This window comes from Solicola agrisoli, from assembly GCF_049059935.1.
GTDB lineage: Bacteria > Actinomycetota > Actinomycetes > Propionibacteriales > Nocardioidaceae > JAURVT01.
Window position 1 is genome coordinate 80,108 of record NZ_JBMGQR010000002.1, and the last position, 19,589, is coordinate 99,696.

The 19,589-nt window shown below is 72.7% G+C and carries 19 protein-coding genes; 9 read left to right on the forward strand and 10 right to left on the reverse strand.

Annotated elements, in window-relative coordinates; all coding sequences use genetic code 11:
* Positions 1-31: 31 nt before the first annotated feature.
* From ACI6PP_RS01465 to ACI6PP_RS01480, 4 genes are read left to right on the forward strand one after another with little or no spacing between them, the layout of a single operon-like run.
* Positions 32-1,468, forward strand: a complete 1,437-nt coding sequence (locus ACI6PP_RS01465; RefSeq protein WP_421108443.1) for an amidase — start codon at positions 32-34, stop codon at positions 1,466-1,468.
* Positions 1,465-2,031, forward strand: coding sequence for a GNAT family N-acetyltransferase (locus ACI6PP_RS01470; RefSeq protein WP_421108445.1), 567 nt, complete (start codon positions 1,465-1,467; stop codon positions 2,029-2,031). Before ACI6PP_RS01465 ends, ACI6PP_RS01470 begins: the two co-directional genes overlap by 4 nt.
* 46 nt (positions 2,032-2,077) lie before the next feature.
* Positions 2,078-3,172 carry a mechanosensitive ion channel family protein gene (locus ACI6PP_RS01475; protein ID WP_421108447.1) on the forward strand — a complete coding sequence of 365 codons (1,095 nt, stop codon included), beginning with the start codon at positions 2,078-2,080 and terminating at the stop codon, positions 3,170-3,172.
* Positions 3,169-3,570 carry a globin gene (locus ACI6PP_RS01480; RefSeq protein ID WP_421108449.1) on the forward strand — a complete coding sequence of 134 codons (402 nt, stop codon included), beginning with the start codon at positions 3,169-3,171 and terminating at the stop codon, positions 3,568-3,570. Before ACI6PP_RS01475 ends, ACI6PP_RS01480 begins: the two co-directional genes overlap by 4 nt.
* Before the next feature lie 6 nt (positions 3,571-3,576).
* Here ACI6PP_RS01480 and ACI6PP_RS01485 read toward each other — a convergent pair whose 3' ends face one another.
* Positions 3,577-3,984: an acyl-CoA thioesterase gene (locus ACI6PP_RS01485; protein WP_421108451.1), complete on the reverse strand. Its 408-nt coding sequence runs from the start codon at positions 3,982-3,984 to the stop codon at positions 3,577-3,579.
* Complete coding sequence (locus ACI6PP_RS01490; RefSeq protein WP_421108453.1) at positions 3,981-4,406, reverse strand: acyl-CoA thioesterase; 426 nt, start codon at positions 4,404-4,406, stop codon at positions 3,981-3,983. Before ACI6PP_RS01490 ends, ACI6PP_RS01485 begins: the two co-directional genes overlap by 4 nt.
* 114 nt (positions 4,407-4,520) lie before the next feature.
* Here ACI6PP_RS01490 and fabG point away from each other — a divergent pair, with 114 nt between their 5' ends.
* The 3 genes from fabG to ACI6PP_RS01505 are packed head-to-tail and all read left to right on the forward strand — an operon-like array spanning position 4,521 to position 7,541.
* Positions 4,521-5,279: a 3-oxoacyl-ACP reductase FabG gene (gene fabG, locus ACI6PP_RS01495; protein ID WP_421108455.1), complete on the forward strand. Its 759-nt coding sequence runs from the start codon at positions 4,521-4,523 to the stop codon at positions 5,277-5,279.
* A gap of 2 nt (positions 5,280-5,281) precedes the next feature.
* Positions 5,282-6,301: a phosphotransferase family protein gene (locus tag ACI6PP_RS01500; protein ID WP_421108457.1), complete on the forward strand. Its 1,020-nt coding sequence runs from the start codon at positions 5,282-5,284 to the stop codon at positions 6,299-6,301.
* Positions 6,302-6,329: 28 nt separating this feature from the next.
* Positions 6,330-7,541 carry an acyl-CoA dehydrogenase family protein gene (locus ACI6PP_RS01505; protein WP_421108459.1) on the forward strand — a complete coding sequence of 404 codons (1,212 nt, stop codon included), beginning with the start codon at positions 6,330-6,332 and terminating at the stop codon, positions 7,539-7,541.
* A gap of 116 nt (positions 7,542-7,657) precedes the next feature.
* On the opposite strand, the gene ACI6PP_RS01510 is transcribed toward ACI6PP_RS01505, so the two are convergent.
* Genes ACI6PP_RS01510 through ACI6PP_RS01520 form a run of 3 tightly spaced genes read right to left on the reverse strand, consistent with a single transcriptional unit; the run spans position 7,658 to position 10,400 of the window.
* Positions 7,658-8,428: an SDR family oxidoreductase gene (locus tag ACI6PP_RS01510; RefSeq protein ID WP_421108461.1), complete on the reverse strand. Its 771-nt coding sequence runs from the start codon at positions 8,426-8,428 to the stop codon at positions 7,658-7,660.
* The gene (locus ACI6PP_RS01515; RefSeq protein ID WP_421108463.1) at positions 8,425-9,180 is read right to left on the reverse strand and encodes an SDR family oxidoreductase; all 756 of its coding nucleotides are present in this window, start codon (positions 9,178-9,180) and stop codon (positions 8,425-8,427) included. The genes ACI6PP_RS01510 and ACI6PP_RS01515 overlap by 4 nt, the downstream gene beginning before the upstream one ends.
* The gene (locus ACI6PP_RS01520) at positions 9,177-10,400 is read right to left on the reverse strand and encodes an acetyl-CoA C-acetyltransferase (RefSeq protein WP_421108465.1); all 1,224 of its coding nucleotides are present in this window, start codon (positions 10,398-10,400) and stop codon (positions 9,177-9,179) included. The genes ACI6PP_RS01515 and ACI6PP_RS01520 overlap by 4 nt, the downstream gene beginning before the upstream one ends.
* Positions 10,401-10,532: 132 nt before the next feature.
* Here ACI6PP_RS01520 and ACI6PP_RS01525 point away from each other — a divergent pair, with 132 nt between their 5' ends.
* Positions 10,533-11,105, forward strand: coding sequence for a TetR-type transcription factor C-terminal domain-containing protein (locus tag ACI6PP_RS01525; RefSeq protein ID WP_421108467.1), 573 nt, complete (start codon positions 10,533-10,535; stop codon positions 11,103-11,105).
* A gap of 79 nt (positions 11,106-11,184) precedes the next feature.
* Here the strand turns inward: ACI6PP_RS01525 and ACI6PP_RS01530 are convergent, their stop codons facing one another.
* Entirely contained in the window at positions 11,185-11,721 is a 537-nt protein-coding gene (locus ACI6PP_RS01530; protein WP_421108469.1) for a YceI family protein, read from the reverse strand.
* 141 nt (positions 11,722-11,862) lie between these two features.
* Here ACI6PP_RS01530 and ACI6PP_RS01535 point away from each other — a divergent pair, with 141 nt between their 5' ends.
* Positions 11,863-12,351, forward strand: coding sequence for a MarR family winged helix-turn-helix transcriptional regulator (locus ACI6PP_RS01535; protein ID WP_421108471.1), 489 nt, complete (start codon positions 11,863-11,865; stop codon positions 12,349-12,351).
* A 726-nt stretch (positions 12,352-13,077) separates the two neighbouring features.
* Here the strand turns inward: ACI6PP_RS01535 and ettA are convergent.
* From ettA to ACI6PP_RS01555, 4 genes are all read right to left on the reverse strand, one after another.
* Complete coding sequence (gene ettA, locus ACI6PP_RS01540) at positions 13,078-14,760, reverse strand: energy-dependent translational throttle protein EttA (protein WP_421108473.1); 1,683 nt, start codon at positions 14,758-14,760, stop codon at positions 13,078-13,080.
* A gap of 11 nt (positions 14,761-14,771) precedes the next feature.
* Positions 14,772-16,421, reverse strand: a complete 1,650-nt coding sequence (locus tag ACI6PP_RS01545; protein WP_421108474.1) for a GTPase — start codon at positions 16,419-16,421, stop codon at positions 14,772-14,774.
* A gap of 5 nt (positions 16,422-16,426) precedes the next feature.
* Complete coding sequence (locus ACI6PP_RS01550; RefSeq protein WP_421108476.1) at positions 16,427-18,136, reverse strand: ABC transporter; 1,710 nt, start codon at positions 18,134-18,136, stop codon at positions 16,427-16,429.
* Between the two features lie 135 nt (positions 18,137-18,271).
* Positions 18,272-19,579 carry a PrsW family intramembrane metalloprotease gene (locus ACI6PP_RS01555; RefSeq protein WP_421108478.1) on the reverse strand — a complete coding sequence of 436 codons (1,308 nt, stop codon included), beginning with the start codon at positions 19,577-19,579 and terminating at the stop codon, positions 18,272-18,274.
* Positions 19,580-19,589: the final 10 nt, after the last annotated feature.

Below are 19,589 nucleotides of genomic sequence, written 5' to 3' on the forward strand. Positions count from 1 at the left end.
TACCGACGGCTCCGCGCCCTACGCTGGCCCGATGGCCGACCTGCACGAGCTCGACGCCCACGCCCTCGCCGCCGCCTACCGCCGCGGCGACACCACCCCCACCGAGGTGGTCGACCACCTCCTCGAGCGGGTCGGTCGGCTCGACGCCGCGGTCGGTGCGTTCGTCACCGTCACCGCCGACGACGCACGCCGTCGTGCCGCCGAGGCCACCGCCGCGTTCGCGGGCGACCACGACGACCTCGCGCCGCTGCTCGGCGTGCCCACCGCGATCAAGGACCTCAACCTGACGGCCGGCGTGCGCACCACCTTCGGCTCGGCCGTCATGCGCGACCACGTGCCGAGGTTCTCCGACGCCGTCGTGACCAACCTCGAGGCCGCCGGCCTGATCAGCCTGGGCAAGACGAACACGCCCGAGTTCGGCAGCCCCTGCTACACCGAGCCCGACGTCGCCCCGCCCGCGCGCACCCCGTACGACCTGACGCGCAGCGCCGGCGGGTCCTCCGGCGGGGCGGGCGCCGCGGTCGCGGCCGGGCTCGTCCCCCTCGCGCACGGCTCGGACGGCGGCGGCTCGATCCGCATCCCGGCGAGCGTCTGCGGCCTCGTCGGGCTCAAGCCCAGCCGCGGGCGCATCTCCCGCGCCCCCGTCTACGGCGACGTCACGGGCCTGTCGACGTCGGGCTCGCTCGCCCGCACCGTCCGCGACGCCGCGGTGCTCCTCGACGTCATGGCGGCCCGCGTGCCCGGCGAGGCGCTGCGCGCGGCCCCCACGCCCGACGGCGCGAGCTGGCGCGCGTGGTGCGACCGCGACCCCGGCCGGCTGCGGATCGCCCGCTTCGTCGCGCCCGTGATCGCCGACGTCGAGGTCGACGCGCAGGTCGTCGCGGCGTGGGAGGAGGCCTCGCGCCTGCTCGAGGGCCTCGGCCACGAGCTCGTCGACGTCGACCCGCCGCTCGCCCCCACCACCGTGCCCGCGTTCGAGACCGTCTGGGCCGTGAGCGCCACGATGTCGCCGGTGCCGCCGGAGGCCGAGACGCAGCTGCGTCCGCTGAGCCGGTGGCTCCGCGAGCGCGGACGGGCCGCGTCGGCCACCGACCTCGCCCAGGCCCTGCTCGCGATGGGCCAGGCGGGTGCGCGTGCCGTCGCCGCGATGGACCCGTTCGACGCCGTGCTCACGCCGACGCTCGGGCAGCTGCCCGCGCCCGTCGGCGGCATCCGCGACGACGCCGACCCCGAAGCCGACTTCGCGGCGCAGAAGGCCTTCACCCCCTACACGGCGGCGTGGAACGTCACGGGCATGCCGGCGGTGTCGCTGCCGACGGCGTGGTCGACCGAGGGCCTGCCCATCGGCACCATGCTGGCCGGCCGCCCCGGCGAGGAGCACGTGCTCTGCGCGCTGGCCGCGCAGGTCGAGGACGCCTGCTCGACGACGCCCGGCGACTGGTCGCGCCCGGCGATGAGCCTGCCGTGAGCCGTCACGTCGACACCGTCCTGCTGGCCGACGGCGACCTCACCATCGAGGCCTGGACCGTGCACCGCGTCGCCGCGGTCGCTCCGTGGCTGGAGGCCGGGCACGAGTGGAAGCGCTGGGACGCGCCCTACCTGCCCGCCCCGACCCAGCAGCAGCGCGCGGCGCTCGTCACCGCGCTCACCGTCGACCCCTGGCAGCGCGACCCACGGTCGGACCGTCCGATGCGCCTGCCGGTCTGCCTCGACGGACGGGCCGTCGGGACGGTGTCGTGGCACTGGGAGGACCCGGTCTCGGGCTGGGCGCGGGTGGGGATCGTCCTGCACGACCCGTCCACCTGGGGCGCCGGCACGGGGACGCGGGCCCTGCGGCTGTGGGCGTCCTGGCTGCACGGGCAGCCCGACGTGCACCGCCTCGACCTCGTCACCTGGGGCGGGCACGAGGCGATGCTGACGGTGGCCCGCCGGTGCGGGTTCACGCAGGAGGCGCGGCTCGTCGGGGCCCGGCTCGTCGACGGCGTCCGCCAGGACTCCGTCGTGCTCGCCGTGCCCGGACCGACCGTGTGACTCGACGCTCCTTGCCCCGTCCGCGTCGTCCGTTACGGTCGGGGACGTGTCGCCTCTCCACGCCGCCCTGACGTCCGCCCTGCCAACCGAGGCCACCGCCACCGACTCGGCCCGGTGCTGGGACGACAGCACCAACGACGTCTGCCGTCTGGTCTACGGCTGGACCAACCAGAACGGCACGGCCGCCGAGGTCGCCGACTGGGTGGTCGCCAAGCCGGCCGCCATCGTCGGACTGCTGTTCCTCGGCTGGCTGCTGCGCCTGCTCCTGCACCGTGTCATCGACCGGGTCACCCAGAAGGCCGCCTCGGGCACGGTGCCGGGCATGCTCCAGAACGGCAAGGCCGACCGCATCCTCGGCGAGACCCACGCCATCGCGATGCAGCGCCGTCAGCAGCGCGCCAGCTCGATGGGGTCGCTGCTCAAGAACATCGTCACGATCGTGCTCGCGGTGATCGTCGCGTTCATGGTGATCGCCCAGCTGGGCTACAACATCGCGCCGCTCATCGCGAGCGCCGGCATCATCGGCGTCGCGCTCGGCTTCGGCGCCCAGAGCCTGGTCAAGGACTTCCTGTCCGGCATCTTCATGATCCTCGAGGACCAGTACGGCGTCGGCGACTCGGTCGACCTCGGCGAGGCCATCGGCACCGTCGAGGCGGTCGGCCTGCGCGTCACCCGGGTGCGCGACGTCAACGGCACGGTCTGGTACGTCCGCAACGGCGAGATCCTGCGCGTCGGCAACCAGAGCCAGAACTGGGCCCAGACGGTCCTCGACATCCCCGTCGCCTACCAGGAGGACCTCACGCGGGTCCGCGCCGTGCTGCAGTCGGTCGCCCACGAGATGTGGGACGACGAGGACCACCGCGGCGACATCATCGAGGAGCCCGACGTCTGGGGCGTCGAGCGCTGGGACGCCGACGCCGTCGTCGTCCGCGTCGTGCTCAAGACCGCACCGCTGCGCCAGTGGGCCGTGGCCCGCGAGATGCGCGAGCGGATCAAGGACCGCTTCGACGCGGAGGGCATCGTCATCCCCGCGGCCGAGCGCGTGAAGTGGATGCGCCACGCCGCCGGCGCCGACACGCTGCTCGGCGAGAGCACTCCCCCCGCACCCGACGCCGCCGGCCCTGGGACGATGGGCACGTGACCGACACCCAGCCCGAGGGGCAGACGTTCTACGACGCGATCGGCGGCCACGACACGATCGCGCTCATCGTGCACGTCTTCTACCAGGGCGTCGCCACCGACGACGTCCTGCGCCCGCTCTACCCCGAGCAGGACCTCGGCCCCGCCGAGGACCGCTTCCGCGGGTTCCTCGAGCAGTACTGGGGCGGCCCCACCACCTACTCCCAGGAGCGCGGCCACCCGCGGCTGCGCATGCGTCACGCGCCGTTCGCCGTGACGCCCACGGCGCGCGACCGCTGGCTCGTCCACTTCCGCGCCGGCCTCGACGCCGCCGCCCTGCCCCCCGAGCTCGACCGGCAGTTCTGGGAGTACGTCACCCACGCTGCCACCTTCATGGTCAACACCCACGAGGAGCTCTGAGACCGCTCAGCTGAGCTGGCTCTCCAGGTACTCGCGCTCGGCGGCGTCGAACTCCCGCGACCGCTGGGTGGCGGCGTCGAACGCGACGAGGACGGCCGTGGCGCTGGCCAGCAGGGGCGAGCCGTCGGCCTCCTGGTCGACGATCCGCGACGTGAGGTCGAACGAGCGTCCGCCGAGGCGGAGCACGCTGGTGTGGACGTGGTACGGACGCTGGCGGAAGAAGATCGGCCGCTTGTAGTCCACCGCCACGCGGGCGACGACGAGCGAGCGGCCGCCGGCCGCGCGCACCAGCTCGTCCAGGTAGTTGATCCGCGACTCCTGGAAGTACTCGAAGTACTTGACGTTGTTGACGTGCCCGTAGGCGTCGACGTCGGACCAGCGCACGTGCAGGTCGTACCGGTGCTCGCCGCTCATGCGACCGGCTCCTCGAGGTAGCGGGTGAGGAACTCGCGCTCGTCGTCGGTGATCCGGCGCGGACGCTCCTCGGCGAACAGGAACGGCGTCAGGTCGCTCCACGCCCGGGTGTAGACGACGCGCTCGCCGTCCACCTCGTCGACGATCTCGTACGCGAGCGTGAACGAGGCGGCCCGGACGCGGCTGACCCACATCTCGATGCGGATGGGGGCGGCGCGGAGCATCAGCGGCCGCACGAACTCGATGTCGTTGCGGGCCACCACCAGCCCCTCGGCGCGCGGCTCGGTGGACGGCGGCCCCTCGTGGAGCGCGAACATGTCGACCCGCGCCTCCTGGAGGTAGTCGACGTAGGTGACGTTGTTGACGTGCCCGAGCACGTCCATGTCGGCCCAGCGCATCGGGCACTCGTAGACGTGGCGCACGCGGCTGATCCTGCCACGGTCGGCGCACGGGCCCTGCCCGCGTCCGCCCGGGATGCGCTACCGTGCTAAGCGAGCGCTTAGTCAGCGCACCGCCGACCCTCGAGGAGTGCAGACGTGTCCGACCAGCCCCGTACCGCCATCGTCACCGGTGCCGCCCGCGGCATCGGTGCCGCCATCGCCGCGCGACTGGCCGCCGACGGCCACGGCGTCGGCGTGCTCGACCTCGACGAGGCCGCCTGCGCGGGCACCGTCGAGACGATCACCGCCGCCGGCGGCAAGGCCCTCGCGGTCGGCGTCGACGTCGCCGACGAGCAGGCCGCCGCGGCAGCCGTCGAGAAGGTCGCCACCGAGCTCGGCGCGCCGACGATCCTGGTCAACAACGCCGGCATCACCCGCGACAACCTGCTGTTCAAGATGCCCGTCGACGACTGGGACGCGGTGATGAACGTCCACCTGCGTGGCGCGTTCCTGATGACGCGGGCCGCGCAGAAGCACATGACCGAAGCCGGCTTCGGCCGCGTGGTCAACCTGTCGAGCACCTCGGCGCTGGGCAACCGCGGCCAGGTCAACTACTCGGCCGCCAAGGCCGGCATGCAGGGCTTCACCAAGACCCTCGCCATCGAGCTGGGCAAGTTCGGCGTCACCGCCAACGCGATCGCCCCCGGGTTCATCGAGACCGACATGACCGCCGCCACCGCCGAGCGCCTGGGCGTCGACTTCGAGGACTTCAAGAAGTTCAACGCCGACCAGATCCCGGTCAAGCGCACCGGCAAGCCCGAGGACATCGCGCACACCGTCTCGTTCCTGACCAGCGAGGGCTCGGGCTTCGTGTCCGGCCAGGTCATCTACGTGGCCGGCGGACCGAGGGACTGAGCATGGCCGACGAGACCCCGGGCCTCGATCTGGACGCGCTGCGCGGCTACCTCGACGCGCACGCTCCCGGTCTCGTCACGGGCGACCTCTCCGCGACGGTCGTCGCGGGCGGTCGCTCGAACCTGACCTACCGGGTGGGCGACGGCACGACGAGGCTCGTCGTGCGTCGTCCCCCGCTGGGCCACGTGCTCGCCAGCGCGCACGACATGTCACGCGAGCACCGCGTCATGACGGCCCTCGCGGGCACCTCCGTCCCGGTGCCGGGCACCCATCTGCTGTGCGAGGACGACTCGGTGCTGGGCGCCCCGTTCTACGTGATGGACGAGGCGCCGGGCACCGCCTACCGCCGCGCCGCCGAGCTCGCGCCGCTCGGCGCAGAGCGCACCCGGGCGATCGGCGAGCGCCTGGTCGACACCCTGGCCACGCTGCACGCCGTCGACCCCGCCGAGGTCGGCCTGGGCGACTTCGGACGCCCCGACGGCTACCTCGAGCGTCAGGTGCGCACCTGGAAGCGTCAGCTGGACGCGTCGCACACCCGCGACGTCGACGGTGCGGGCGAGCTGCACGCCTGGCTCGAGGGTCACGTGCCCACGTCGCCGCCGCCGGCGATCGTGCACGGCGACTACCGGCTCGACAACGTCCTCGTCGACGGCGACGACCAGATCACCGCCGTGCTCGACTGGGAGATGGCCACGCTCGGCGACCCGGTCACCGACGTCGCCCTGATGGTCGCCTACCAGGAGATGGCCGCCCAGGACACCGCCGGCGCCGTCACCGACGCCGCCCTGGCCGACGGGTACCCCTCGGTCGACGAGGTCCTGCAGCGGTACGCCGCGACCAGCGGACGCGACCTTTCCGACCTCGGCTTCTACCTCGCGCTCGCCTACTTCAAGCTCGCGGTGATCCTCGAGGGCATTCACTACCGCTACGTCAACGGGCAGACCGTCGGCGAGGGCTTCGACTCGATCGGCGCCATGGTGCCCTCGCTCGTCCGGGCCGGTCTCGCCGCGCGCACCGCCTGACCACCCGACGCACCCAGGAGGACCCGCGATGGACTTCGCGTTCGACGCCCGCACCGAGGAGCTCCGTGCCGAGCTCACCGCGTTCATGGACGACCACGTGCACCCCGCCGAGGCGGTGGCCGCGCAGCAGCTCGCCGAGGCCGACGACCACTGGTCGCCTCCCCCGGTGCTCGAGGACCTCAAGGCCGAGGCCCGCCGCCGCGGCCTGTGGAACCTGTTCCTGCCCGGCGAGCACGGCGCGGGGCTGACGAACCTGCAGTACGCGCCGCTCGCTGAGATCACCGGACGCAGCCCCGGCCTCGCCCCCGCCGCCCTGAACTGCGCCGCGCCCGACACCGGCAACATGGAGGTGCTGGCGATGTTCGGCACCCGGGAGCAGCAGGAGCGCTGGCTGCAGCCGCTCCTCGACGGGCAGATCCGCTCGAGCTTCGCCATGACCGAGCCCGCCGTCGCGTCGTCGGACGCCACCAACATCGAGACCAGCATCCGCCGCGACGGCGACGAGTACGTCGTCGACGGCCGCAAGTGGTGGATCACCGGCGCGATGAACCCGAACGCGAAGATCTTCATCGTCATGGGCAAGACCGACCCGGACGCCGACCGCCACCGTCAGCAGTCGATGATCCTCGTCGAGCGTGACACCCCGGGCTTCGAGATCGAGCGCGGCATGCAGGTGTTCGGGTACGACGACCACGACCACGGCGGCCATGCCGAGCTCTCCTTCACCGACGTGCGGGTGCCCGCGTCGAACCTGATCGGCGGCGAGGGCGACGGGTTCGCGATCGCCCAGGCCCGGCTCGGCCCGGGCCGCATCCACCACTGCATGCGCTCCCTCGGCATCGCCGAGCGTGCCGTCGAGCTGATGTGCGCACGGGCGAGCGAGCGGGTCGCGTTCGGCAGGCCGATCGCCGAGCAGGGCGTGGTCCGCGACTGGATCGCCGAGTCGCGCGTCCGCATCGAGCAGCTGCGCCTGCTGGTCCTCAAGACCGCCTGGCTGATGGACACGGTGGGCAACAAGGGAGCCCACAGCGAGATCCAGGCGATCAAGATCGCCACGCCGCAGGCCGTCGAGTGGATCCTGGACAAGGCGATCCAGACCCACGGTGCCGCCGGCCTCAGCCAGGACGCCCCGCTCGCGTCGTGGTTCGCCGGCATCCGCACCCTGCGCTTCGCCGACGGCCCCGACGAGGTGCACAAGAACGCCCTCGCCAAGGCCGAGATCCGGCGCCAGACCCGCTAGCGGGCCGGGGACCAATGACCACGTTCACGTGGTATCTGGTCCGAAGCACGGTAGATCTCCCATGCTTCGCGTCAGGTACCACGTGAACGTGGTGTTTGAGCGCCGCGTCGGTGCGCTCAGCTCTCGATGCGGCGCTGCAGCTTGTTCATGCCGCCGAGCCAGCGGTCACCGTCGGCGGCCCGGGCCTGGAAGTACTGCTCCACCTCGGGGTGGGGCAGGACGAGGAACCGGTCGTCGGCGAGGGCCTGCACCACCACGTCGGCGACGACGGACGGCTCGACGGCGCCCTCGGACAGCGTCACCTCGCCGGCCCGGCCAGTGGCCGCGAGCATGTCGGTGTTGACGCCCTGCGGGCACAGGCACTGCACGACGACGCCACGGTGCGCGTAGGTGGCGCGCAGCCACGACGCGTAGCCAACGGCCGCGTGCTTGCTGACGGTGTACGGGGCCGAGCCGAGCATCATCAGCAGCCCGGCGGCGGACGCCGTCGAGACGAACCGGCCCGAGCCGCGCTCGAGCCAGTCGGGGAGCAGCAGCCTCGACGCACGCACGTGGGCCATGACGTTGACCTCGAACGACAGCGCCCAGTCGTGCTCGGTAGCCTCGGGCCCGCCCTCGGTGGCGACGCCGGCGTTGGCGAACCACACGTCGACGGCGCCGAGCTGCTCGCGCGCTGCGCCCACGAGGGCGGCGACGCCGTCCTCGCTCGCGGCGTCACCGGGCACCGGGTGGGCGCCGATCTCGGCGGCGGTGGCCGCGAGACGGTCGGCGTCGAGGTCGTTGACGACGACGCGCGCCCCCTCGGCCACCAGCCGCTCGGCGATCGCCCGGCCGATGCCGCCGGCGGCGCCGGTGACGACGACGCCGGCGTCGCGGACCTCGCTCACACGCCGCCCGTCAGGGTGAGGCCACCGTCGGTGACCAGGACCTGCCCGGTCACCCAGCTCGCCTCGTCCGACAGCAGGTAGGCCGCGGCGGCCGCGACGTCCTCGGGCACCCCGAGGCGCTTGGCCGGGTACTGCGACGCGACCTCCTCCTCCTTGCCCTCGTACAGCGCGGTGGCGAACTTGGTCTTGACCACCGCGGGCGCGACGGCGTTGACGCGCACCACGGGTCCGAGCTCGACGGCGAGCTCCTGCGTGACGTGGATGAGCATCGCCTTGGACGCGCCGTACATGCCGATGCCCGGGGCGGGCTTGAGGCCGCCGACCGAGGCCACGTTGAGCACCGAGCCGCCGTGCTCGGACATCCAGGCGCGCCAGGCGTGCTGGGTCCAGGCGAGCGCGGCCAGCACGTTGACCTTGACGATCTTCTCGGCCGCGCCGAGGTCGATGTCGATCATCGGGCCGTACGCGGGGTTGATGCCGGTGTTGTTGACGAGGTGGTCGAGCGAGCCGAACGTCTCGACGGTGCGTGCGACGGCCTCGGCCTGGTGGTCGGGGTCGTCGGCCTTGCCGGCCACCGCGATGGCCTTCTCGGGGCCGCCCAGGGCCGCCACGGCCTCCTCCAGCGCGTCGGGCTTGCGCGCGGTGATGCACACGCGCGCGCCCTCGTCGACGAGCCGCTGGGCGATCCCCAGGCCGATGCCGCGGCTGGCGCCGGTGACCAGGGCGGTGCGGCCCTCGAAGCGGCGGCTCACGCGAGGCGCTCGATGATCATGGCCATCCCCTGGCCGCCGCCGACGCACATCGTCTCCAGGCCGTACTGCTTGTCGTGCGTCTGGAGCGAGTTGATCAGCGTGCTGGTGATGCGCGCGCCCGTCATGCCGAAGGGGTGGCCGACGGCGATCGCGCCGCCGTTGACGTTGAGCTTGTCCATGTCGACGCCGAGGTCGCGTGCCGAGGGCAGCACCTGCGCGGCGAAGGCCTCGTTGATCTCGACCAGGTCGATGTCGCCGATGCTCATGCCGGCGCGAGCGAGCGCCTGGTTCGACGCGCCGACGGGGCCGTAGCCCATGATCTCCGGCGACAGGCCGGTGACGCCGGTGGAGACGATGCGCGCGAGCGGCGTCAGGCCGAGCTCGGCGGCGCGGGTGTCGCTCATGATCACGAGCGCCGCGGCGCCGTCGTTGAGCGCGCAGCAGTTGCCGGCCGTCACGGTGCCGTCGGGGCGGAAGACCGGCTTGAGCCCCTGCACGGCCTCCAGGGTGACGCCGGCGCGCGGGCCGTCGTCGGCGTCGATGACGGTGCCGTCGGGCAGCGTCACCGGCGTGATGTCGCGGGCCCAGAAGCCGTCGGCGATGGCCTTCTCGGCCAGGTTCTGGCTGCGGACGCCGAACGCGTCCTGATCCTCGCGGGTGACGCCCTTGAGCTGCGCGAGGTTCTCGGCGGTCTGGCCCATGGCGATGTACGCGTCAGGGAGGACTCCGTCCTCGCGGGGGTCGTGCCACGTGCCGCCGTTCTCGGCGCGGTCCTGGGTGCGCGTCATGGCGTCGTCGAAGATCGGGTTCGAGGTCTGCTCGCCGGGGATGACGTCGCTGTTGCCCTTGGTGAAGCGGCTGACGGTCTCGACGCCGGCCGAGACGTAGACGTCGCCCTCGCCGGCCTTGATCGCGTGGAAGGCCATCCGTGTGGTCTGCAGGCTCGAGGAGCAGTACCGCGTGATGGTGGTGCCGGGCACGTCGTCGAGCCCGAGCATCACGGTGACGATGCGTCCGAGGTTGTTGCCCTGCTCGCCGCCGGGCAGGCCGCAGCCCAGCATCAGGTCCTCGACCTCGTGCGGGTCGAGCGCCGGGATCTTGTCGAACGCGGCCTGGACCATCTGCGCGGCGAGGTCGTCCGGACGCATGTCCTTGAGCGATCCCTTGAACGCGCGGCCGATGGGCGAGCGGGCGGTGGAGACGATGACTGCCTCGGGCATGAGGGCCTTCCGGGTGGGTGTGCAGCACCCTGGACCGGGCGCTGACTGAGCGCTTGCTTAGCATGCAATCCGTCCCGCATGCTGTCAACGCGAGCACACCCCGTCCACCCACGGCAGGCACAGGAGGCGTCCATGACCCAGCTCACCGCGCGCCACCGGCTCGTCCGGGCCGCCGTCGAGGCGTTCGCCGAGAAGGGCTTCCACGCCACCACGACGCGCGACATCGCCTCGCGCGCCGGCATGAGCCCCGCGGCGCTGTACGTCCACCACCCGTCCAAGGAGGGGCTGCTGTACGAGCTGTCGCGCGAGGGTCACCTCGCCGCGCTCGACGTCGTCAGGCGCGCCGTCGACGGCTCGGACGACCCGCGCGAGCGGCTGCGACGGCTCGTCCACGACTTCACCCGCTGGCACGCCGAGCACAGCCTCACGGGCCGGATCGTGCAGTACGAGCTGACGGCGCTGTCCGAGGAGCACCTGCACGAGGTGGCCGGGTACCGCCGCGACATCGAGGCCACGGCACGCGAGGTGCTCGAGGACGGCGTCGCGCGGGGCGTCTTCACCGTCGACGACGTGCCGGGCACCGCCCTGGCGGTCCTGTCGCTCGGCGTCGACCTGGTGCGCTGGTTCCAGCCCGACGGCCCGCGCACGCCGGAGTCCGTCGCCGACCTGTACGCCGACCTCGCGCTGCGCATGGTCGCCGCCTGACCCTTGTCCGGACGCGCGACGACCCCGCACCCAGGGGATCGGTGCGGGGTCGTGCGGTGCTGCTGGGTCGTGCTGAGGCTCAGGCCTGCAGGACGGCCTCGGCGGCGATGACGATGCTGATCTTGTCGCCGATCATGAGCTTCTCGCCCTGGACCGGGATGTTGAAGTCGATGCCGAAGTCCTTGCGGCTGATCTCGCCCTTGGCCTCGAGGCCGATGCGCGTGCCGCCCCACGGGTCCGAGCCCTCGCCGAGGAACTCGACGTCGAGGTCGACCGACTTCGTGGTGCCCTTGATGGTCAGGTCGCCGGTGACGACGAAGGTGTCGTCGCCCTTGTCGGTGACGCCGGTGGAGGTGAACGTCATCTCGGGGTTCTCCTCGACGGAGAAGAAGTCGCCCGAGCGCAGGTGGTTGTCGCGGTCGGCGGTGCCGGTGTCGACGGTGGCGAGCTGGATCGAGACGTCGACCTTGTGGGCGGCGGCGTCGTCGGCGGTGACGATGGTGCCCTCGAAACCGGTGAACTTGCCGCGCACCTTGCTGACCAGGTGACGGACCGTGAAGCCGACCTCGGTGTGGGTCGGGTCGAGCTGCCAGGTGCCGGCGGTGACCTGCGTCATGGCGATTCCTCTCGTGGGGGCCTCATGGGCCGAAGACTGTGTGGATGAAGACGGTGGCAGTTGGTTGATGCTTCAACTACAGAGCAGACGATACCCCTGAAAGGTTTAGGCGTCAACTATGGCTGCGATACGATTCGTCCCATGAGCCCGACGAGCACCGCGACCACGGACGAGACCCGCTGGCTGGACCGCCGTCAGCAGGGAGCCTGGCGCTCGTTCCTCGGCGGCTCCACCGTCCTGATGGACTGCCTCGACCGCGACCTGCGTACCGAGCACGACCTCTCGATGGCCGAGTACGAGATCCTGGTCCGGCTCTCGGAGTCGTCCGAGCGGACGCTGCGCATGGCCGAGCTCGCCTCGATGGTCGCCCACTCCCGCAGTCGCGTCACGCACACCGTCGCCCGCCTCGAGCGCGTCGGCATCCTGCACCGCCAGCCGTGCAAGGACGACGGCCGCGGCGTCGAGGCCGTCCTCACCGACCACGGCTTCTCCGTCCTCGAGCAGGCCTCGCACACCCACGTCGCCGGCGTGCGCAAGTACCTCGTCGACCGCGCCACGCCCGACGAGCTCGACGCCATCGGCCGCGTCATGGAGCGCATCGTCACCGACCTCGAGGGCAACCGCTTCTAGTCGCTCCGGCCAGCGGTGGGTGTGCCCCCACGTTCGGCCCGATCCTGGGGGCACCTGCGCTCCGCTGCAGGTCTACCCACCGCCAGGTGGGCGACCCACCACCGGCGGTGGCTCACCCACCACGTCTGGGCCCGCAGTGGTGGGTGAGGGACCGGCCCGCCGCGGCGCGCCCGTCACGTGGTGGGTGAGCCACCTGCGCGGCTCGGGGTGGGGCGACGAGGACGCGGCGGCGCGGGCCGACGCTCGTCCTCGGCCCAGCGTCCGTCGCGTGGTGGGTGAGCCACCTGCGCGGCCCGGAGTGGCGACGAGGACGCGGCGGCGCGGGCCGACGCTCGTCCTCGGCCCAGCGGTGGGTAAGCCCCCACGTTCGGCAAGATCCTGGGGGCATACCCACCGCCAGGTGGGTGACCCACCACCGGCGGTGGCTCAGCCACCACATCGGGGGCGTCAAGTGGTGCGGCAGCCACCGGCCCGCCGCGGCGCGTCCGTCGCGTGGTGGGTGAGGCACCTGCGCGGCCCGGGGTGGCGACGAGGACGCGGCGGCGCGGGGCGACGCTCGTCCTCGGCCCAGCGGTGGGTGAGCCCCCACGTTCGGCGCGATCCTGGGGGCATACCCACCGCCAGGTGGCGACCCACCACGGACGGTGGCTCAGCCACCCCCTCCGGGCCACATGTGGTGGGTGAGGCACCGCCAGGCCGCAGCCGTCGGGCGGGGACGCGCGGCCGTCAGTCGCGGGTCAGGCGGCGGTGGGTGACGCGGTGGGGACGGGCGGCGTCCTGGCCGAGGCGCTCGATCTTGTTCTGCTCGTAGGCGGCGAAGTTGCCCTCGAACCAGAACCACTTGGCGGGCTCGTCGCCGTCGCCCTCCCACGCGAGGATGTGGGTGGCGACGCGGTCGAGGAACCACCGGTCGTGCGAGGTGACCACGGCGCAGCCGGGGAAGTCGAGCAACGCGTCCTCGAGCGACGACAGCGTCTCGACGTCCAGGTCGTTGGTGGGCTCGTCGAGGAGCAGCAGGTTGCCGCCCATCTTCAGCGTCAGCGCGAGGTTCAGGCGGTTGCGCTCACCACCGGAGAGCACGCCGGACTTCTTCTGCTGGTCCGGGCCCTTGAAGCCGAACGACGCCACGTAGGCGCGCGAGTTCATCTCGAAGTTCGCGACCTTGATGAAGTCCAGGCCGTCCGAGACGGTCTCCCAGACGTTCTTCTCCGGGTCCAGGCCCCCGCGGCTCTGGTCGACGTAGGAGATCTTGACGGTCGTGCCGACGTCGAGCTTGCCCTCGTCGGGCTCCTCTCCCCCGGTGATCATCCGGAACAGCGTGGTCTTGCCGACGCCGTTGGGACCGATGACGCCGACGATGCCGGCACGGGGAAGCGAGAACGACAGGTCGTCGATGAGCACGCGGCCCTCGAAGCCCTTGGTGAGGTCGCGCGACTCGAGCACGACGTCACCCAGGCGCGGGCCGGCCGGGATGTTGATCTCCGAGGTGTCGATCTTGCGGTCGCGCTCGGCGGCGGCGGCCATCTCCTCGTAGCGGGCCAGACGCGACTTGCTCTTGGTCTGGCGGGCCTTGGCGTTGGAGCGGACCCACTCCAGCTCCTTCTCGAGCATCTTGGCGCGCTTGGCGTCCTTCTGGCCCTCGACCTTGAGCCGGTCGCGCTTGGTCTCCAGGTAGGTCGAGTAGTTGCCCTCGTAGCCGTGGATGCGGCCGCGGTCGACCTCGGCGATCCACTCGGCGACGTTGTCCAGGAAGTACCGGTCGTGGGTGATCGCCAGGACGGCGCCCTTGTACGTGGCGAGGTGGCCCTCGAGCCACTGGACCGACTCGGCGTCCAGGTGGTTGGTGGGCTCGTCGAGCAGCAGCAGGTCGGGCTCCTGCAGCAGGAGCTTGCACAGCGCGACGCGGCGGCGCTCACCACCGGAGAGGTTGTCGACGAGCGCGTCGGGCGGCGGGCAGCGCAGCGCGTCCATGGCCTGGTCGAGGCGGCTGTCGAGCTCCCACGCGTTGGTGCGCTCGAGGTCCTCCTGCAGGTTGCCCATCTCGGCCATCAGCGCGTCGAAGTCGGCGTCGGGCTCGCCCATCTCCATGCCGATCGCGTTGTAGCGGTCGAGCTTGCCCTTGATCTCGGCGACGGCCTCCTCGACGTTCTCGAGCACCGTCTTGCCCTCGGTGAGGGGCGGCTCCTGCTGGAGCATGCCGACGGTGGCGTCGGCGTCGAGGTGGGTCTCGCCGTTGTTGACGTGCTCCAGGCCCGCCATCACCTTGAGCAGGGTCGACTTGCCGGCGCCGTTGGGACCGACGATGCCGATCTTGGCGCCGTGGAGGAAGGACAGGGTGACGTCGTCGAGGACGACCTTGTCACCGTGGGCCTTGCGGACGTTGCGAAGCGTGAAGATGTACTCGGCCATGATGCAGAAGCCTAGGCCCTGCGCGTTCCCTTGAGACCAGTGGCCGTCAGCAGGCTGGTGCGCACCGACTCGTGGCGCTCGAGCACGGCGCGGACGGGGCTGACGACGCGCTCGTGGGCGATCTCGCCGATCACCCGACGGAGCGTCGCATCGGCGTCGTCGGCGGCACGTCGCCCGGCCCGGCCGGCCAGCGGCCGCCCGACGGCCCAGACGAGCAGACCGAGGACGAGCCCGGCCACCAGCAGCACCGTGGGCAGCGGCAGGCCCAGCACCGACGGGACGGACGAGCTGCCGGCCCCCGCGGCGACGGCCACGAGCCAGACGAGTCCGGCGACCGCGGCGAGGAGCAGGAGCCACTGCAGGACGGCGACGAGTCGCCACCCGGCCTGCGAGCGTCCGAGGCCGAGGTCGGCCGATCCGGTGGCGGCGTCGATCTCGTCGGCGAGCGTCGAGGCGTCGTCGGTGGCCGCGCTGCGCACGGTGGTGCTCCACACCGGGGGCAGGCCCGACGACGAGGTCTCGGCGACGTCGCGGACGGCGACCTCCACGCCGGAGCGCTGCGCGTCGCCCGGCACCGGGGACGGACGGCGGGCGCCCGCGCCCAGGGCGGGGTCGAGCTCGAGGCGGGTGAGCGGGTCCTTGCGCAGGCGTCCGAGCAGCTGGGCGGGCGGCCAGGCGACGGCGGACGCGGCGCGGCGGCGCACCGTCGAGCCGACGGCGTCGACGACGGCGGGCACACCCACCGCGTCGGCCAGGGCGGCGTCGAGGTGCTCGCGGGCGTCCTCGCCGAGCCCGGGGGCCGCGGCCGCGCCGTTGGCCGCCAGGAGCGCCGTGGCGGCCACCTCGACGTCGGCCGAGAGCCGGTCGCGCGCGGTCTGCTTGTCACGGATGCGCTTGACCAGGGTGCGCTTGAGCTCGTCGACGCCCTCGCCGGTGGCGGCCGACGTGCCGAGCACGGGGACGTCGGGCAGTCCGTCGTCGACGAGAAGGCGCCGGACGTCGGCGAGCGCGGCGTCGCGCTGCTCGGCCGGGATCCGGTCGATCTGGTTGAGCACGACCATCGTCACGTCGGCGTACGACGTGAGCTTCTTCAGGTAGCGGTCGTGCACGGCGGCGTCGGCGTACTTCTGCGGGTCGAGCACCCACACGAGCAGGTCGGCGTGCGTGACGAGGCGGTCGACCTCGAGGTGGTGCGAGACCTCGGTGGAGTCGTGGTCGGGCAGGTCGAGCAGCACCAGGCCCTCGAGGTTGGTGTCCTCGCTGGAGGTGTCGAGCATGCTCGTGCGCGAGACCTGGTTGCGGGGCGGGATGCCCATCCACTCCAGGATCTCGGTGGCGCCGTCGGGTCCCCAGGCGCACGCGAGCGCCCACGAGGTGGTGGGGCGCTGGACGCCGACGCCGGCGATCTCCAGGCCCGACAACAGGTTGAACAGCGAGGACTTGCCGGATCCGGTGGCCCCGGCGAGCGCGACGATGGTGTGGTCGGCCGACAGGCGCAGCCGCTCCCCCGCGTGGTCGACGACGACCTGCGCCTGGTCGAGCAGCCCGTCGTCGAGCAGGCCCCGCCCGCCCTCGACGGCACGCTGCAGGCCGGTGACCCGCGCGACCACGTCACCCTGCTCCGGGGAGAACCATCGGTCACGGTCCACGGTGGCGTCCACGGTCCTCACTCGTCCCAGTCGGGCATCAGGTCGCTGTGCCGTGCGTCCTCGGCGCGGCGTGCGGCTTCGCGGATATTATCCGCCGCCTTGCCGCCGGAGTCGAACTCGCGGAGCAACGCCCCGAACCGGTCGTGCTCGCTGCGCACGAGCGCACCCACCCGCAGCTCGAGGTCGTCGCGGGCGCGGTCGAGCAGCGCGTCCACCTCGGGGGCTCCGAGGACGGCCTCGAGCAGCCGGCGTCCCGACGCCCCGGCGTCGTCCTGCGAGCCCGCCTGCCGCGTGAGCACGGCGACGGCGAGCGCCGCGGCGAGCCCGTTGACGCCGAGGGCGAGGACCTTGGCGTTCATGCGCTTGTCGGCGACGCCCTCGCGCACCATCACCAGGACGGCGCCGAGCCAGTCGCGGACGGTGCGCTCGGCGCGCATGCGGAAGTCGCGGGGGGCCTTGCCGAGCCCTCCCCCGTGCGCGGCGAGCACCGCCCGTCCCGGCGGGGTGGACGACCAGGCCCGCTCGGTGGCCTCGGCCGCACGCTCGGCGTGCTCGAGCAGCGTCAGGTCGACGGCGTTCTCGACGGCGGCGAGCACCTCGCCGGAGCGGTCCTTGCGACCGGTGACCGAGTCGAGGAAGCGGTCGCGGATGCGGGTCACGCGGTCCTCGAGGGAGCGCACGAGCTCGCCGGAGCCGACGAACTCCTGCCAGCGCGCGGCGAGCGCGCCGCGGACGACGGTGCCGTCGGCCAGCGCGACCGACAGGGCGGCCTGCTGGTCGGCGTAGGCGACGTCGGCGGCCTCGTGGAGGTGGACGAGCGCCCGCGACTCCTGGTTCGCGGCGTCGGCGACGTCGTGCGCGCGGAAGATGATCTGGCGGACGGCGCCGTCGAGCGTCTGGGTGACGATCGCGTCGCGCACGTCGGTGTCGACGGCGAGGTCCTGGAGCCAGTCGCGGATCGTGGCGACGCTGTCGGGCGGCAGCAGTCCGTCGGCGTCCACCGGCGACTCGGGCACGGTGAACAACGGCGAGTCCTTGAGGCCGCGCGACGTCATCATGCGGGCGAGGTGGCGCTGCACCTCCGACAGCGACACGGCCGGGGTGCGGTCGAGGACGACCGCGACGGCCGCGCTGCGGCGGGCCGCCGCCTGCAGGAAGTTCCAGGGCACCTGGTCGGCGTAGCGCGCGGACGACGTCACGAACAGCCAGAGGTCGGCCGCGGCGAGCAGCTGCGCAGCGAGCTCGCGGTTGGCGACGTCGACCGAGTCGACGTCGGGCGCGTCGAGGATGGCCAGGCCGGCGGGGACCGCCTTGGTCGACACCAGGCGCAGCGCGCTGATGTCGTTGGTGGACGTCGTGGTGCGCGCGAGGTCGGGCAGGATCCGCTCGGGCGCGAACCAGTGCGCCTCGGACGGGTGGTGCACCAGCACCGGCGAGCGGGTGGTGGGGCGCAGCACGCCGGACTCGGTGACGGGGCGACCGACGATGCTGTTGACCAGGGTCGACTTGCCCGCGCCGGTCGAACCGCCCACGACGGCGAGCAGCGGCGCGTCGAGCTGGACCAGGCGCGGGAGCACGTAGTCCTCGAGCTGGTCGATCGTCTCGCGCCTGGCGAGGCGGGCCTGCTCGGCCTCGGGGAGGTCGAGGCGCAGGGGCGCGGCGTCGAGGTCCGAGCGCAGCCGCATGAGCGCGCTGAGCAGCGCGGCGGCGGAGCGTTCGGTGGGCACCGCGCTCTCCTCTCGACGTGGACGGACCTGTGGGACGGCTGTGACTTCAGTGACGTCAACCCGAACCCTAGTGGAGGTGGTCGGGGTGGCTCCGCGGACACGGCGTCCGGCGTCCGAGCACGCCGGGGTCGCGGTCTACGGGGACGGCCGTCCGGGGCCGGGGACGGGAGGCTGGCTGTAGTACGGCGGCGGACCGTAGGTGGGCGGGGGTCCGTAGCCGGGAGGAGGACCGTAGCCCGGCGGCGGGCCGTACCAGACCATCGGGGGTCGCACGGGCGGCGGCAGCCGGACCCACGGCTTGACCTCGCCCATCGCCGCGCGCAGCGCGTCGACCTTGCCGACGGCGTCGCGCTTGGGCCGGCCGTCCATCACGCCGGCGTAGAGGAAGGCGGCGGTCGCGGCCAGGCGCTGGTAGCGCTTGAACGCCGGCGCGGCGGTGCCGCCCGGCTGCGCCTTGGCGAACGCGACCGCACGAGCGCGCAGCGGGAACCGTCCGAGGTACGGCACCTCGTCGCGGTGCAGCCAGCCACGCGTCGACATGTGGTCGAGCGCCGCCCGCAGCCGCCTGCCCTGCTGGGCGCGGGCCAGGATCGCCCACGTGACCAGGCCGACCAGCACGGCGGCGAGCACGAGGTAGGCCAGCACGAAGCCGACTCCCCCGCCGTAGCTCAGCGAGCCGTTCCACAGCGCGTGCAGGCCGACGCTCCCGAGCAGGCCGACGACGCAGACCAGGCCGCGCAGCCAGCGCGACCTCAGCGTGAGGGCGAACGCGACGGCCACCGCGAACGCGGACGTGAACAGCGGGTGCGCGAGCGGGCTGAAGATGCCGCGGACGATGAACGTCGCGGTCGCGCCGCCGACCCCGTCCAGCTGCGGACCGTCGACGCCGGTGGGCAGCCCGTCGTAGGCGATCGAGATGTAGCCGATGTTCTCGACGAACGCGAAGCCGAGCCCCACGATGCCGGCGTAGAGGAGGCTGTCGACGAGCCCGTCCACCACGCGGCGGGCGCGCAGGAAGGTCAGGACGAGGAACAGGCACTTGGCCGGCTCCTCGGTGAGCGGGGCGACCCACGTCGCCATCACCTCGTCGCCCCACCCGAAGAGGTTCTGGGCGCCGAGCTGCAGCAGCAGGGCCGAGCTCGTCGACACCACCGCGCCCCAGACGAACGCGGCCGCGACGTAGCGCCGCGGCTCGGGCTCGTACCGGTCGAGCCAGACGTACCCGGCGACCAGCGTCACCGCGGGGATCAGGGCGTACAGCAGCACCAGCCCCGACCCGGCCCGGCTCGTGAACACCGCGAGCGCGATCGCCCCGGCCACGCCCACCACGGCCGCGATCCACACCAGCACCACGAGCAGCGTGCGTCCGCGCTGGACGAACACCTCGCGGTACGGCGGCAGGCCTGGCGCAGGCACCGGCGGCGCCGGGACGGGGAAGGACACGACGAAAGCC